The organism is Pseudomonas sp. 28 E 9, assembly GCF_900004785.1.
GTDB lineage: Bacteria > Pseudomonadota > Gammaproteobacteria > Pseudomonadales > Pseudomonadaceae > Aquipseudomonas > Aquipseudomonas orientalis_A.
The window spans coordinates 65,548-80,533 of sequence record NZ_CVTK01000013.1; the positions used below are offsets into that span (position 1 = coordinate 65,548).

The window sequence follows — 14,986 nt, forward strand, 5'->3', positions numbered from 1 at the left end:
CCCGCGCTTGAGCGTCAGCCCCCCGTTTTCAGGAGAACGACATGTTCACCGGCATTATCGAGTCCATCGGCAGCATCCGTGCAATGACCCCCAAAGGCGGCGATATTCGCCTGCTGGTTGAAACCGGCAAGCTCGACCTGGGCGACGTCAAGCTGGGCGACAGCATCGCCGTCAGCGGTGTGTGCCTGACCGTCGTCGAGTTGCCGGGCAACGGCTTCGCTGCCGATGTGAGCCGCGAGACCCTGGACTGCACCGCGATGAACGATCTTGCGGCCGGCAGCCCGGTCAACCTGGAAAAAGCCCTGACGCCGACCACACGCCTGGGCGGCCACCTGGTCAGCGGGCATGTCGACGGCGTCGGCGAAGTCGTGGCCCGCAGCGAGAACGCGCGCGCCGTGGAATTTCGTATCCGCGCGCCGAAAGAGCTGGCCAAGTACATCGCCCATAAAGGCTCGATCACCGTCGACGGCACCAGCCTGACCGTGAACGCCGTGAATGGCGCCGAATTCGAACTGACCATCATTCCCCACACCCTCAGCGAAACCATCATGGCCTCCTACCAGCCAGGCCGGCGGGTGAACCTGGAAGTGGACTTGCTTGCCCGTTACCTGGAGCGCCTGTTGCTGGGCGAAAAGGCCGCAGAGCCTGCATCAGGCACCATCACCGAAAGTTTTCTGGCCGCTAACGGCTACCTGAAATCCTGACCAAGGGGGTGCCGCGTGGCGCTCAATAGCATCGAAGAACTGGTTGAAGACATCCGCCAAGGCAAGATGGTCATCCTGATGGATGACGAAGATCGCGAGAACGAAGGCGACATCATCATGGCCGCCGAGGCGTGCAAGGCCGAGCACATCAACTTCATGGCCAAGCACGCCCGTGGGTTGATCTGCATGCCCATGAGCCGTGAACGCTGCGAATTGCTCAAGCTGCCGTTGATGGCGCCGCGTAATGGCTCGGGCTTCGGCACCAAGTTCACCGTATCGATTGAAGCCACCACCGGCGTCACCACCGGCATCTCCGCCGCCGACCGTGCGCGCACCGTGCAGGCCGCTGCTGCGAAAGACGCCAAGGCCGAAGACATCGTCAGCCCCGGCCACATCTTCCCGCTGATGGCCCAGCCGGGCGGCACCCTGGCGCGCGCCGGTCATACCGAAGCTGCCTGTGACCTGGCGCGCATGGCCGGGTTCGAGCCGAGCGGGGTGATCTGCGAGGTGATGAACGACGACGGCACCATGGCCCGTCGCAGTGAACTCGAAGCGTTTGCCGCCGAGCACAACCTCAAGATCGGCACCATTGCCGACCTGATTCACTACCGCATGATCCACGAACGTACCGTTCAGCGGATTGCCGAGCAGCCGCTGGACAGCGAACTGGGCCAATTCAATCTGGTGACCTACCGTGATTCAGTGGAAGGCGACGTGCACATGGCGCTGACCCTGGGCACCATTTGCGCCGAAGAGCCGACCCTGGTGCGCGTGCACAACATGGACCCGCTGCGCGACCTGCTGATGGTCAGGCAGCCCGGCCGCTGGAGCCTGCGCGCGGCCATGGCCGCGGTTTCCGAGGCGGGCAGTGGCGTGGTGCTGTTGCTTGGCCACCCGCTGGATGGCGATGTACTGCTGGCGCATATCCGCGAAACGGCCGACCACGTGCCGGTGAAAAAACCGACCACCTACAGCATCGTCGGTGCCGGTTCGCAGATCCTGCGCGACCTCGGTGTACGCAAAATGCGCTTGATGAGCGCACCCATGAAATTTAATGCGATATCCGGTTTCGATCTGGAAGTTGTAGAATACGTGCCCTCCGAATAAAGGCTGGCGATTCCTGCCCCTTGTTCGCGGTTAAATCATCACTGAGGGACGCACTTTTCGCGTCCCGGCTCTTTAAGAGATTTGTCGAATGACCCTGAAGACCATCGAAGGTACCTTCATCGCCCCCAAAGGCCGCTATGCCCTGGTGGTTGGCCGCTTCAACAGCTTCGTGGTTGAAAGCCTGGTAAGCGGTGCCGTTGACGCCCTGGTTCGCCACGGTGTGAGCGAGAGCGACATCACCATTATCCGTGCCCCTGGCGCCTTCGAAATTCCACTGGTTGCGCAAAAGGTTGCCCAGCAGGGTGAATACGCGGCAATCATCGCCCTGGGCGCGGTCATTCGTGGCGGTACCCCGCACTTCGAATACGTGGCCGGCGAATGCACCAAGGGCCTGGCCCAGGTGTCCATGGAGTTCGGCGTGCCCGTCGCTTTCGGCGTGCTGACCGTTGATTCCATCGAGCAAGCCATCGAGCGCTCCGGCACCAAGGCCGGTAACAAAGGCGCTGAAGCTGCCCTGTCCGCCCTGGAAATGGTCAGCCTGCTGTCGCAGTTGGAGGCCAAGTGATTTCCGACGAAAGCGATCGTTTCAACCCACGCGACGAGCGTCCAGCCGACGCCGGCAAGCCTTCGAAAAGCGAAAAGCGTCGTGCTGCGCGCCAGCTGGCGACCCAGGCGCTGTACCAGCGCCACATGGCCGGCACTGCGCTGAACGAAATCGAAGCGCAATTTCGCGTCGATAACGATTTCACCTTCGCCGACCAGAGCTACTTCCACGACATCCTGCACGGTGTTCCGGCCAACCTGGACGAGATCGACAAGGCTTTGGCGCCCTGCCTGGACCTGACCCTCGAAGAGCTGGACCCGGTTGAACTGGCCGTGCTGCGCCTGTCCACCTGGGAACTGCTCAAGCGCGTCGACGTGCCGTACCGCGTGGTGATCAACGAAGGCATCGAACTGGCGAAAGTCTACGGTTCGACCGACGGCCACAAGTTCGTCAATGGCGTGCTCGACAAGCTGGCCCCGCGCCTGCGTGAAGCCGAAGTGAAGGAACACAAGCGCTAAGTCGCGCTTGGGGCCTTGATGGGTGAGTTCGAGCTGATCCGCAACTATTTCGCCGCCGCGCCCTGCGCGCAAGGCGGCGAAGGTATTGCCCTGGGGATCGGCGACGACTGCGCCTTGCTGGCGCTCCCCGCCGGGGAGCAACTGGCAGTCTCCACTGACACCTTAGTGGCCGGCGTGCACTTTGCCGACCCGTGTGACCCGTTCCTGCTCGGCCAGCGCTCGCTGGCCGTGGCGGTGAGCGACCTGGCTGCCATGGGCGCCCATCCCCTCGCGTTTACCCTTGCCCTGACCACGCCGACCGTCGATGCCGACTGGTTGCAACGCTATGCCCTGGGTTTGAACGCCATGGCGCAACGCTGCGGCGTGGGCCTGGTGGGCGGCGATACCACGCGCGGGCCGCTGAGCCTGACCTTGACCGTGTTCGGTCGCGTGCCGGCCGGGCTGGCCTTGACGCGCGGCGGTGCACGGCCCGGTGATCTGTTGTGTGTCGGTGGCGAATTGGGCAACGCGGCCGGGGCCTTGCCGCTGGTGTTGGGCCAGCGCAGCGCGCAGGCGGTCATCGCCGAACCGCTGCTCGCCCACTACTGGTCACCGCAACCACAACTGGCCCTGGGGCTGGCGCTGCGTGGCAAAGCGACGTCAGCCATGGATATCTCCGACGGGCTGCTGGCCGATTGCGGGCATATCGCCAGGGCATCGGCTGTCAGCCTGTTGATCGAGCACGACACCTTGCCGTTGTCGGCGGCGTTGCTGGCGTTTGTCGGTCGCGACGAGGCGCACGTAGCCGCGTTGAGCGGCGGCGATGACTATGTGTTGGTGTTCACCTTGCCGCCGGCCGAACTGGCGCCGTTGCGGGCGGGCGGCTGGCCGGTCCATGTAATCGGTCGGGTCGAAGCGGGGCAGGGCGTGACACTGCTCGACGCCAACGGACAAGACATCACTCCGGCCGTGCACGGCTATCAGCATTTTCATCAGCTGCCGTAGTCGGCGCTGCTGCGTTACCCTTCATATGAATATCTCCACGTAGGAAGTCATCCTTATGAGTGTGCGCTGCTGGCTGCTGATCATGCTGTGCGTCATGACCCCTGCGCTTGAGGCGGACGAAGCCCGGTTGCCCGGCAAGATCGTCCTGGCCAGCGAGGAGTGGAGCAACTACACCAACAGGGATGGCAGCGGCCTGGCCTGGGACGTGTTACGCCAGGTGTTCGAACCGGCCGGCGTCGCCCTGCAAGTCCGCAGCGCGCCCTATACCCGCTCGGTCGGCCTGGCCCAGCGTGGCGAGGTGGACGGTTGGGTCGGTTCCTACCGCGACGAAGCCGAGCACGTACTTTATCCGCACTGGCACTTTGACTCCGATCATATCTACGCCCTCGGTCTGGCAACGATGCCCACGCCGAGCCTGGCGACGCTCGGTGATTACCGCCTGGCCTGGGTGCGTGGCTACAAATACGAGAAATACCTGCCGAACGTGCGTCGGTTCAACCAGGTCGAGCGCCGCGACGGTATCCTGTCGATGCTGCAGCATGGCCATGCAGACCTCTACATCGAGTCGCTCACCGAAGCCGAGTATGTGCTCAGTCAGGCCGACGATCCGTCGCGGTTCACACTCACCCACCTCACGGAACTGCCGCTCTACGTGGGCTTTGCCGATAACGAACGTGGGCGGGCACTGAGAACCTTGTACGACCAGCGCATGGCCGTGCTGGTGAAAACCGGCGACTTGAAGCCGATTTTTCAACGCTGGAAGCAGCCGTATCCGTTCTGACCTGCATAGAACCAAGCCGAAGGCCAATCGAACCTATTGATCTTTATCAGCGATCATTCAGCTTAAGCGTCTGTAGGAACAGGCTGTTACAATGGCCGCCTCTGTGAAATCTGAAATCAGGAGCACACGGTGCCCGTCGTTTTCGTCGCCGCTTCCAAGCTGCCTACTCCCTTTGCCACGTTCACCATGCATGGCTTTCTCGAAGAAGCCACCGGGCGCGAGCACGTTGTGCTCAGCCTGGGCGATATCGCTGATGGTGCGCCGGTGCTGGGCCGCGTGCATTCCGAATGCCTGACCGGCGACGCGCTGTTCAGCCAGCGCTGCGACTGCGGTTCGCAATTGGAAGCTGCGCTGCAGGCTATCGCCCGCGAAGGCCGTGGTGTGCTGCTGTATTTGCGTCAGGAAGGCCGTGGCATTGGCCTTTTGAACAAGATCCGCGCCTATGAATTGCAGGATGGCGGTGCCGACACCGTTGAAGCCAACGAGCGCCTGGGCTTTGCCGCCGACCAGCGTGACTACGCCATCTGCCTGCCGATGCTCGAGCATCTGGGCGTGAAGTCGCTGCGCCTGATGACCAACAACCCGCGCAAGGTCAAAGCCTTGACCGAAATGGGCATCACCGTGGCCGAGCGCGTGCCGCTGCATACCGGGCACAACCCGCACAACAAACTGTACCTGGCCACCAAAGCCAGCAAGCTCGACCACATGATGGGCAACGAGCATCAGGGCGAGGTCGACCGCGCGTGACCCGCGGCCAGGTGAAACGTCGACTGTCCTTCAACTGGTGGCAGTACCTGGCCCTGGCATTGCTCCCGTTGTTTGTGATCAACCTGGTGTTCGGCCGCGTCGAGTCCTTGCTTCCCGTACTGGCCATGCCGTTGTTTATCGCCGGCGTGGCCTCGATGTTTCTCAGCCTGCGTTATTTTCACGGCTATAAACATGCGCTGATCGCCACGTCCAAGGCCCTCGATACTGCCGAAGAACCTGCCGCCTGGATCACCCTGGCGGCGCGTCGACGTACAGCCTTGCTGGTGGCTGCGCTGCCGGCCTGGATCGGCGCGTTGGCGGTGTTCGTCGGTCTGGAAGCGGTGCCGCTGTGCTTGCTGGCGCTGTCGACGACGGTGCTGTTTTACCTCTATCGCATTCCGCGTCAGTTGGGATGAAACGCTACTGGCTGGCGTTGTTGCTGGGGTTCAGCGTTCAGGTGTTGGCGGTCGAGCGCGTTGTCAGTCTGGCGCCGTCGCTGTCTGAAATCGTCGTCGAACTGGGCGCTGCCGACCTCTTGGTGGGTGTGCTCGATGGCGGCGAGCGGCCTTCGGCCCTTGCGCAGGTGCCATCGGTCGGGCGTTACGGCCAGTTGGACATGGAGCGCCTGCTCAGCCTCAATCCCGACCTGATCCTGCTCTGGCCCGGCAGCGTCGGCCCGGCTCAGCGCGAGCAATTGCAGCGCCTGAATATCCCGGTGTACGTTGCCGAACCCCATAACCTTGAACAATTGACCCGTCAGGTCCAGGCCATTGCCGAGCAATTGGGGCGTGCCGACGCAGGCCTGGCCTTGGCCGATCAACTGCGCCAGCGCCTCGCCGAACTGCGCCAGCGCTATCGGCGCGCCGAGCCGTTGCGCGTGTTTTACCAGGTCTGGAACCAGCCGCTGTACACCGTGGGCGGCGAGCAGATCATCAGTGATGCGTTGAAGGTGTGCGGGGCGCGCAATGTGTTCGACGACCTCACGCTGCCGGCGCCCCAAGTCAGTATCGAGTCAGTGTTGCAGCGTGATCCGCACTTGATCCTGGTGGGCGATCAGGCGCAGCGGGAGGCCTGGAAGGTCTGGCCGAGCCTGTTCGAGCGCGTGCGGTTGGTACCGGACAAGGGCCTGGAGCGGCCCAGTGGGCAGATGCTGGAAGCGGTGGCGCGGTTGTGTCAGGTGATTGCGCCTAGCCTCTGACATCGTTATCGCAGGCCAGCCAGCTCCCACAGGGGAATGCATTTCAAATGTGGGAGGGGGCTTGCTCCCGATGGCGGCCTCTGGGCCGACCAGGATGCTGGATTGGACCGGGTACATATCCGTTTTTGCGGTAACGGCTGCTATGGGTTCCGCTTTTACAGCGGCTCACTTTTGAAAAGCGCAAAAGTAAGCAAAACGCTCTTGCCCCACCACTCGGCACCTCGCTTAGGCTCGGTGTGCCCGAACGCAGGCTTGAATCCGTGGGCCGCCGCAATGGGCCATCCCTGGCCCAGTGCGGCTAACCCGGCGTCCTGCCGGGTTACCCACGGATTCAAGCCTGCGTTCGGCCAGCGTGGTTTGACGGGGCGCTTAAGATCAAAAGCAGATCAAGATCAAGATCGGGAGCGGCTCGCTTCGCATCGTGGTTAGGGTTGGGGGGGGGACTGGAATTGTGTTGGCAGCATGCTGCGATGACGCCGGTTCAGGCAACTCAAATCTCGGGTGTCCAGGTTACCCCGAGCATCCACGTCCGGGCTGCTTCGCGATAATTCTGATACCCCTCGAGGTAGCTGTACTTCGCCCGCGCATAAGACTTGTCCAGCACGTTATCGACCTTCAGCGACAACGAAACCTCGCGGTTCAACGCCCAACTGCTGCGCAGCCCCAGCAAGGCATAGCCGCCGAGGCGATTACGATTGGCTTCGTCATCGTAGCTGCTGCTGATCGCCTGCCAGCTCGCGCCCACACCGACCTTATCGAACTGCCGATCCAGGTCCAGGTTCAAGGTGCGCCGCGCGCGGCGCGCCAGGGTGTGGCCGCTGTCGCGGTCACGCGGGTCGATCAACGACACGCCCAGGTTGCCTTGCCAGCCAAACAACTCCTGCTTGAGCGCCGCTTCAACACCATTGATTCGCGCCGATGCCACGTTCTGCGGCTTGCCACCGTCGAGGATGATCGCATCGCTCAGGTCGGTGCGGTACAGCGAGGCTTCCAGGCGTGTGCTGTCCGCCAGTTGGCTGCGCCATTGCACCTCGTAGCTTTTTGACGTCTCAGGCTGCAGGTTGGGGTTGCTGTACTGCGTGTCGGGGTAATAGAGGTCGTTGAAGGTCGGTGCGCGCAAGCCTTCGCTGTAGCTGAGCAATACGTCGTTGTCAGGGTTGATCGGCACTGTCAGCGTGCCGCTCCAGCTGTTCTGGCCGCCGAACTGCTGGTTCTGGTCGCGGCGCAGGCCCAGTTCGGTGGAAAACCATTCACCGTGAAAGCGATGCTGTACGAAGGCGGCACGGTTCCAGCGACTGTCTTCGGTAAACGCGGTGGAACCGTGGAAGCGGTCTTCGTACCAGTCGCCACCGACGATCAGGCTGTTGCGCTCGTTCAGCGTCAGGTCGTTCTGCCAGTTGACCGAGTCGCGGTAGGTATTGAACACGCTGAAATCATCGCTGAGGGTGTCGCGCTTGGTGTCGCGGTTTTCGCTGTGGCCCAGCTCCAGGCGCGACTGCCAGCCTTTGCTGAGGGTGGCGTCGACATAGCCGCCGGCACTGCTGACGGTGTAATCGGTGTAGGGTTTCTGGCCGAAGCTTTGCCCGGTGGCGAAGTCGTAGCGCCCGAAGCTGTTGTCGTACTCCGACTTGCCGCGGTTATCCAAAAGGTTGAAGCCCAGCTCCAGCGCATCGCTGAACGAGTGGCTGAGGTTCAGGCTCAGGGACTGATTGCGGTAGGCGTCGTGGTCGCTGTCGCTGGGAAACGACTGATGGGTCGAGTTGATACCGGCCGTTTCATCCAGGCTGGCGCCCAGGTTGAAGCGCGTCTGTTCATCGCCGCCCGACAGGCCGACGCTGCGCTCCCAGGTCCGGTGGCTGCCAAAGCCCAGCTTCACCCGAGGTTGCAGGCCTTGCTCGGCGTTGCGTCGGGTAAATACCTGGATCACCCCGCCGATCGCATCGCTGCCGTAAATCACTGAACGTGAGCCGCGCAGCACTTCCACGCGCTCAATCTGGTCGACGTTGAGGTATTGCAGACCGCTGTCGCCGGAGGTGGTATTGGCGATGCGCTGGCCGTCCACCAGCACCAGACTCTGCGCCGATTTTGTACCGCGAATGTAGATGCCCGGCAGACTGCCACGTCCACCGGTGGGCGCCACTTGTACCCCGGGCACGCGGCTGAGCAGGTCGGTAACGCTGTCGGGCTGCAGGCGGTCGATATCGGCGCGGGTGAATACGGTGTTGGCGGCGCTGCTGTCATTGCGCGCCTGCACCTGGCGGTTGGCGCTGATGACCACGTCGGAGAGTTTCAAGGCCTGATCGCGGGTGTCGGCGAGCAGATCGGCGCAGGGTAGCAGCAGCAGGGCAAGGCTCAGGCGTTTCATGGGCTGTCCATAGCGTTTGAAGGGTGTACACATCAAAATGTGGGAGGGGGCTTGCCCCCGATTGCAGTGTGTCAGTCAGAACATCTGGTACTGATACACCGCTATCGGGGGCAAGCCCCCTCCCACATTTAGTCCCGGTTTCTACAGGGCCAGAAGCGCCAAACGCTGGCGCACCGAGGCCTCGATACCGGCTTCATCCAACCCGCATTCAGCCAGCATCTGCGCCGGCTTGGCGTGTTCGACGTACATATCCGGCAAGCCCAGGTGCAGCACCGACTTGAGGATATTCTCCCGTGCCAGGAATTCACTGACCGCCGCACCGGCGCCGCCCATGATGGCGTTTTCTTCGACCGTCACCAGCAGTTCGTGACTACCGGCAATCTCGCGCACCAGGGCTTCATCCAGTGGTTTGACGAAGCGCATGTCGACCACGGTGGCATCGAGTTTCTCCGCGACTTTCAAGGCTTCGGCCAGTTGCACGCCGAACACCAGGAAGGCCGTCTTGCTGCCCTGGCGACGCAGGAGGCCCTTGCCGATTTCAATCGGCTCCAGGTCTTTCTCGATCACCGCATTCGGGCCATTGCCGCGCGGGTAGCGCACGGCAGCGGGGCCGTTGTACAGGTGGCCGGTGCTGAGCATCTTGCGCAATTCGTTCTCGTCGCTCGGCGTCATGACCAGCATGCCGGGGATGCAGCGCAGGTAGGACAGGTCGAAACTGCCTGCATGGGTCGGGCCGTCTTCGCCGACGAGGCCGGCGCGGTCGATGGCGAACAGTACGTCGAGGTTCTGCACCGCCACGTCATGCACCAACTGGTCATAACCGCGTTGCAGGAAGGTCGAGTAAATCGCGACCACCGGCTTGGCGCCTTCACATGCCATGCCCGCAGCGAACGTTACCGCGTGCTGCTCGGCAATCGCCACGTCGAAATAGCGCAGCGGGAAACGCTCGCTGAAGGTCACCAGGTCGGAGCCTTCCTTCATCGCCGGGGTAATGCCTACCAGGCGCGGGTCGGCGGCGGCCATGTCGCACAGCCATTCGCCAAACACACCTGAATACTTCGGCCCGCTGGCCTTTTTCGGGGCGGCGGCGGGCGCGTCCAGGGGTTCGAGCTTGGTGATTGCGTGGTAACCGATCGGGTCGACTTCCGCCGGGGCGAAACCTTTACCCTTTTTGGTGACGATATGCAGGAACTGCGGGCCCTTGAGGTCACGCATATTGCGCAGCGTAGCGATCAGCGTCGGCAGGTCATGGCCGTCGATCGGGCCGATGTAATTCCAGCCCAACTCCTCGAACAGCGTGCCGGGCACCAGCATGCCCTTGGCATATTCTTCGGTGCGACGGGCAATTTCCCACGCGCCGGGCAGACGCGACAGCACTTTCTTGCTGCCTTCGCGCATGCTGGCGTAGGTGCGGCTGGAGAGGATTTTCGCCAGGTAATTGGACAAACCACCGACATTGCGCGAAATCGACATGTCGTTGTCGTTGAGGATCACCAACATGTTGGCATCCACTTCCGGCGCATGGTTCAGCGCTTCGAAGGCCATGCCGGCGGTCAGCGCGCCATCACCGATCACCGCGATCGCCTTGCGCTCACTGCCTTGCAGGCGGGCGGCAATCGCCATGCCCAGCGCTGCACTGATGGAGGTGCTGGAATGGCCGACGCCAAAGGTGTCGTACTCGCTCTCCGAACGCCGTGGAAAGGCGGCGATACCGTCCTTCTGGCGCAGGCTGGCCATGCGCTCGCGACGGCCGGTAAGGATTTTATGCGGATACGCCTGGTGGCCCACGTCCCACACCAGCCGGTCGTCCGGGGTGTCGAATACGTAGTGCAGGGCGATGGTCAGCTCGATCACGCCCAGCCCGGCACCGAAATGCCCACCGGTCTGGCCGACCGTGTAGAGCAATTCCAGGCGCAGTTCATCGGCCAGGGTTTCCAGCTCGGCTTCACCCAGTCGACGCAGGCCGTCCGGCGTGGCAGCGCGGTCGAGCAGGGGCGTGGACGGGCGCTTGCGGGGAATCTCTTGGAACGTCGTGGGCATCAGGCGAATCGTTATAGGTATAGAAGAGGCGGCAGTTTACCTCAAGCATTGCAAACTGCCCACGCAGAGGGGCGAACTTGGCCGATTTGCGGCGCTTATGGCCGCAGCTGTCAGTGGCGACGTTCGACGATATACCGCGCCAGATCACGCAACGGCTCAGCCGCCGCGTCGAAAGGTCGCAGGGCGTCCAGGGCTTGATCGCGCAGCTCCAGGGCGTAGGCCTTGGCGGCCGCAAGCCCGAGCAGCGCAGGATAGGTCGGCTTGTCCCGCGCAATATCGGCGCCCTGGCGTTTGCCGAGGGTGGCGGTGTCGCTTTCCACGTCGAGGATATCGTCCTGCACCTGGAAGGCCAGGCCGACAGCCCGTGAATAGGTTTGCAGCGCCGCCAATTGCGCCGCTTCAGCCCGGCCGCTGGCCAGGGCGCCCAGTTGCACGGCGGCTTCGATCAGCGCGCCGGTCTTGTGACGATGCATGTGTTCCAGGGCTTGCTGATCCAGCTTGAGGCTGACCGAACCCATGTCGATCGCCTGCCCGCCGACCATCCCGGCCGGGCCTGCGGCCAGGGCCAGGGCGGTGACCATGCGCAGGCGGGTCTCGGCGTTGACGCTGCTCAGCGCCGGGTCCAGCAATGCGCTGAACGCCAGGCTCTGCAGGCCATCACCGGCCAGGATCGCATAGGCTTCATCAAAGGCTTTATGGGTGGTCGGCTGGCCGCGACGCAGATCGTCGTCGTCCATCGCCGGCAGATCGTCATGTACCAGGGAATAGGCGTGAATCAGTTCTACCGCACAGGCCGCGCCATTGGCCTGCTCGGCTGGCGCACCCAGCGCTTCACACGCGGCATACGCCAGCAACGGGCGCACACGCTTGCCACCGTTCATCACGCTGTAGCGCATGGCCTCGTAAAGCCGCTTCATTTCCGGGCTCGGCGCAACAAACAAGGGCTCCAGCGCCGCATTTACCCGGGCTTGGCTACTGGCCTGATACGCATCGATCATTCGGGTTGTTCCGCATCGAAAGGTTCTTCGGCCAACTCCCCATCGCGCTCAAGCAACACCTGCACTTTTTGCTCAGCCTGCGCCAACGCGCTCTGGCAGTCACGCGTCAGGCCGATGCCTTGCTCAAACGCCGTCAACGAGTCTTCCAGCGACAACTCGCCGTTCTCCAGACGCTCGACCAGGGTTTGCAGGTCGGCGAGGGATTGTTCGAAATCGAGTGCAACTTTTTTGCGGGCCATGGCGGCAATTCCGGTAGACGGTAAACCGGCGCGACACTAGCAGACATGGGGGATTGGGGCAAATGAGTGGGGGCTTACTCGCCCGCAGTATTAATCTGATAACGCGTGCTGCGACCGCCTCCGGGCAGACGGATCAGGCAGTTTTTTTCCAGCAGGTCAGCCAGGTGCCGCGTGGCGGTTGCCTTGGATACCTTGGCCACCGCCTGGTACTGCGCGGCGCTGATGCCCTGTTCGAAACCCCTTTCACCGCCGTCGAGCAGGCGGTTGAGCACCTTGGTCTGTTCGGCAGACAAAGCAGCGCCGCGGTGGTGGTCCCAGAATCGCGTCTTGCTCAACACACGATCTATCCGCGCCATTGCCTCTTGCAGGCTGCGCAACAACGTTCTCAGAAACCACTCGAGCCAATCCGTGATATCGAGCGTGGCCTTTTGGCTGGACTCCAATGCATTGTAATAGCCCTGGCGGTCCTCAAGGATATTGGCTGACATCGCATAAAAGCGTATCGCGTGATGGTCGCCCTGGGCCAAGGCCAAGTCAGTGATGGCGCGTGTCAGGCGACCATTGCCGTCATCGAACGGGTGAAGCGTGATAAACCAGAAATGCGCAACGCCGGCACGGATGAAGGGGTCCAGTTCCGCTTGACTGCGGCTCAGTTCGAACCACTCAAGAAAGTCATCGAGCGCCTGCTTCAGCCCCGCGCGTGGCGGCGCCTCAAAATGCACGGTAGGCCGGTCAAGACGGCCCGACACTACCTGCATCTGCTCATCCCCCCGCAGCCCCCCGACAGTTATCTCTCGCGTGAAAACGCTCGCTTGCGAAGTTGGAAACAGCAAATGGTGCCAATGCATCAGACGCGAATAGGTGAACGGTTTGGCGAATTGCTCGGTGGCATCCATCATCAGATCAGCGAGGCCTTCGCTACGGCGGCTTACCTGACCGGCTTTTGTGGCCTCCAGGCCTAACCGTCGCGCCAGAGAGGACCGCACTGAGCCGACATTCAGTTGCTCGCCTTCAATAGCGGAGGAGGTCAGGATGTTTTGCAGCAGCGCGTCCAGTTCGTTCTGCGCGCTGGCTACCTGACCAGCGGAGCCGAGCATGCCCAGGAGTCTGCCCTGCGAGTGACTGCATTCGCGCAGCAAAGCAGCCAAGCGTCCGGGCTGCCAGTGGAAATGGGGCCAGTCGAGGTGTTGCCAGATCCAGTGCGGTTGATTCATAGGGGGACGCCTGGGTGTGTGAGTCGAATAGAGGGGATATTCGGCTCATTTAATGAGCCGATTGTGCTTGCTATTCGGCTCATCGTCTAGGCTGCATTGGGCCACCGAGTGCGTTTTCCGGGGGGGCGTTTAATATCAACGGAAGCTGACGTCGATTCTGTCGACCTTTAGTTTTATGAAACGCTCGTTACATTCAGGATGATCGTAGTGAATGTCCTCATCATTTAATGAGACGAAGCTCTGAAATTGTGTGTCGTTTAGGTTTCCGTAAAGTAGGTAGGCGTAGCCGGGAGTTATCTTTTCAATCAGTGGTGTTCTGGGTTCAACCCTCTCAATCTCGTAATCATCAGATAGATTCATTGTCAGCTCGACGTCATAGATTTTTCCGACTTCTATGTCGTGGGGGGAATAGCTGACGAAGCAATTTATGATGGTTCCCTCAATGAGCAGAGTTATGTCTTCCTCTATATGCTCGTTGAGCGCTAACACCTGTGCTTTTATATAGCTATTTTTTGTGTGGTCTAATGGTTTTATCAGAGGGGTCGCCATTTATCATTCTCCAGAAGTCTTTCCCGCTTTTCGTATGTAAAGTCGTAATATGGCCGCTTGTATTTGTTCCTGCAAACGCGAATTTCGCTTTCCCTGTCCTATTTGTTCCCATTAGTAAAACATATCCGGTTGTTGGAGCGTTTCTGTACGAATATTGAACCTGCGTACCTTCATTTATTACATGTCGTGCGGTGAGTAAGTATTCGTGACTAGAGTCGGCGCCGAATTCAGAACCGTGCTTCTCGTAATGCTCATTGAGTTTTTGCTTGCTGGCAAATGCTGACGGACGTTGTGTTGCAGATGGACTATTTGGTTCGCCTGCATCGACTTGGACATCAATCGCGGGCTCCTTAGGCTCTTTTTTAGCGTTGCATCCTTTTCCCTCCGGGCAATTACTCAAGCCTAACGGGTCTACCCATCCCGTCGGATTGGGCACGTACTGGTACGCATTGATCCCACCCGCCAGCTTCACCGGATCTGGCGTCAGGTAACGACCGATATTCGGGTGGTAGTAGCGATGCCGGTTGTAGTGCAGGCCACTTTCCTGGTCGAAGTACTGGCCTTGAAAACGTAGTGGGTTGTCGACTTTGCCGACGTCGAGGCGGCTGATTTCTCCGTAGGCGCGGTGGTGCGCGGACCAGACGATTTCACCGTCGGGCGTGGTGAGTTCCTGCGGTGTGCCGAGGTGGTCGAGTTGGTAGTAGTAAGGCTTGGTCTCTTCCGGCCCGAAGCCTTCCAGTAGTGCCAGCGGACGGAAGCTGTCGGGTTCGTAGAGGTAGCTGCGATGGCGGTCGGCATGGTGTTCGGCGATCAGCTTGTCGCCTTGCCAGAAGAACTCTGTGGTTTTCTCTTCGATGGTTTTGCTGATGCGCCGCCCAAACGGGTCATAGCGATAGCGGGCGGTTTGGCCGTTGGGCTTGGTGACGCCGATCAGCCGGTGCTGGCAGTCGTAGCGGTATTCGGTGACGAGTGAATGACCTTTGCCGCGCCGTTCTCTT

The 14,986-nt window shown here is 61.4% G+C and carries 16 protein-coding genes; 9 read left to right on the top strand and 7 right to left on the bottom strand.

Going from position 1 to position 14,986, the window contains the following annotated elements:
• Nucleotides 1–41 precede the first annotated feature (41 nt).
• The 9 genes from BFQ00_RS02540 to BFQ00_RS02580 all read left to right on the top strand — a co-directional run bounded on the left by BFQ00_RS02540 (nt 42) and on the right by BFQ00_RS02580 (nt 6,583).
• Complete coding sequence (locus tag BFQ00_RS02540) at nt 42–704, top strand: riboflavin synthase (RefSeq protein WP_065888387.1); 663 nt, start codon at nt 42–44, stop codon at nt 702–704.
• Nucleotides 705–719: 15 nt separating this feature from the next.
• Nucleotides 720–1,811: a bifunctional 3,4-dihydroxy-2-butanone-4-phosphate synthase/GTP cyclohydrolase II gene (gene ribBA, locus BFQ00_RS02545; protein WP_065932519.1), complete on the top strand. Its 1,092-nt coding sequence runs from the start codon at nt 720–722 to the stop codon at nt 1,809–1,811.
• Nucleotides 1,812–1,899: 88 nt separating this feature from the next.
• Entirely contained in the window at nt 1,900–2,376 is a 477-nt protein-coding gene (gene ribE, locus BFQ00_RS02550) for a 6,7-dimethyl-8-ribityllumazine synthase (protein WP_003176356.1), read from the top strand.
• A complete protein-coding gene (nusB, locus tag BFQ00_RS02555; protein WP_065888385.1) occupies nt 2,373–2,873 on the top strand; it encodes a transcription antitermination factor NusB in 501 nt (166 codons plus the stop codon). Before ribE ends, nusB begins: the two co-directional genes overlap by 4 nt.
• An 18-nt stretch (nt 2,874–2,891) precedes the next feature.
• Nucleotides 2,892–3,857, top strand: coding sequence for a thiamine-phosphate kinase (gene thiL, locus BFQ00_RS02560; protein WP_065932520.1), 966 nt, complete (start codon nt 2,892–2,894; stop codon nt 3,855–3,857).
• A gap of 55 nt (nt 3,858–3,912) precedes the next feature.
• Entirely contained in the window at nt 3,913–4,638 is a 726-nt protein-coding gene (locus BFQ00_RS02565; protein ID WP_065888383.1) for a substrate-binding periplasmic protein, read from the top strand.
• Nucleotides 4,639–4,767: 129 nt separating this feature from the next.
• On the top strand, nt 4,768–5,385 hold the full coding sequence (gene ribA / locus BFQ00_RS02570; RefSeq protein WP_057724861.1) for a GTP cyclohydrolase II: 618 nt from the start codon (nt 4,768–4,770) through the stop codon (nt 5,383–5,385).
• The gene (locus BFQ00_RS02575; protein WP_065932521.1) at nt 5,382–5,801 is read left to right on the top strand and encodes a nuclear fragile X mental retardation-interacting protein 1; all 420 of its coding nucleotides are present in this window, start codon (nt 5,382–5,384) and stop codon (nt 5,799–5,801) included. The genes ribA and BFQ00_RS02575 overlap by 4 nt, the downstream gene beginning before the upstream one ends.
• On the top strand, nt 5,798–6,583 hold the full coding sequence (locus BFQ00_RS02580) for a cobalamin-binding protein (protein WP_065932522.1): 786 nt from the start codon (nt 5,798–5,800) through the stop codon (nt 6,581–6,583). Before BFQ00_RS02575 ends, BFQ00_RS02580 begins: the two co-directional genes overlap by 4 nt.
• Nucleotides 6,584–7,073: 490 nt before the next feature.
• Here the strand turns inward: BFQ00_RS02580 and BFQ00_RS02585 are convergent, their stop codons facing one another.
• From BFQ00_RS02585 to BFQ00_RS27570, 7 genes are all read right to left on the bottom strand, one after another.
• A complete protein-coding gene (locus tag BFQ00_RS02585) occupies nt 7,074–8,948 on the bottom strand; it encodes a TonB-dependent receptor domain-containing protein (protein ID WP_065932523.1) in 1,875 nt (624 codons plus the stop codon).
• A gap of 141 nt (nt 8,949–9,089) precedes the next feature.
• Nucleotides 9,090–10,988: a 1-deoxy-D-xylulose-5-phosphate synthase gene (gene dxs / locus BFQ00_RS02590; protein WP_065893138.1), complete on the bottom strand. Its 1,899-nt coding sequence runs from the start codon at nt 10,986–10,988 to the stop codon at nt 9,090–9,092.
• A 110-nt stretch (nt 10,989–11,098) separates the two neighbouring features.
• Entirely contained in the window at nt 11,099–11,986 is an 888-nt protein-coding gene (ispA, locus tag BFQ00_RS02595; protein WP_065893139.1) for a (2E,6E)-farnesyl diphosphate synthase, read from the bottom strand.
• Nucleotides 11,983–12,225 (bottom strand): exodeoxyribonuclease VII small subunit, encoded by a 243-nt coding sequence (locus BFQ00_RS02600; RefSeq protein ID WP_003176346.1) that lies wholly within the window; start codon nt 12,223–12,225, stop codon nt 11,983–11,985. The genes ispA and BFQ00_RS02600 overlap by 4 nt, the downstream gene beginning before the upstream one ends.
• Before the next feature lie 74 nt (nt 12,226–12,299).
• On the bottom strand, nt 12,300–13,439 hold the full coding sequence (locus tag BFQ00_RS02605; protein ID WP_065932524.1) for a Fic family protein: 1,140 nt from the start codon (nt 13,437–13,439) through the stop codon (nt 12,300–12,302).
• 135 nt (nt 13,440–13,574) lie between these two features.
• On the bottom strand, nt 13,575–13,988 hold the full coding sequence (locus tag BFQ00_RS02610) for a hypothetical protein (RefSeq protein WP_065896355.1): 414 nt from the start codon (nt 13,986–13,988) through the stop codon (nt 13,575–13,577).
• Nucleotides 13,945–14,986: RHS repeat domain-containing protein (locus BFQ00_RS27570; RefSeq protein WP_139114958.1), on the bottom strand; the 1,042-nt coding region annotated here is incomplete at its 5' end. The genes BFQ00_RS27570 and BFQ00_RS02610, both read right to left, overlap by 44 nt.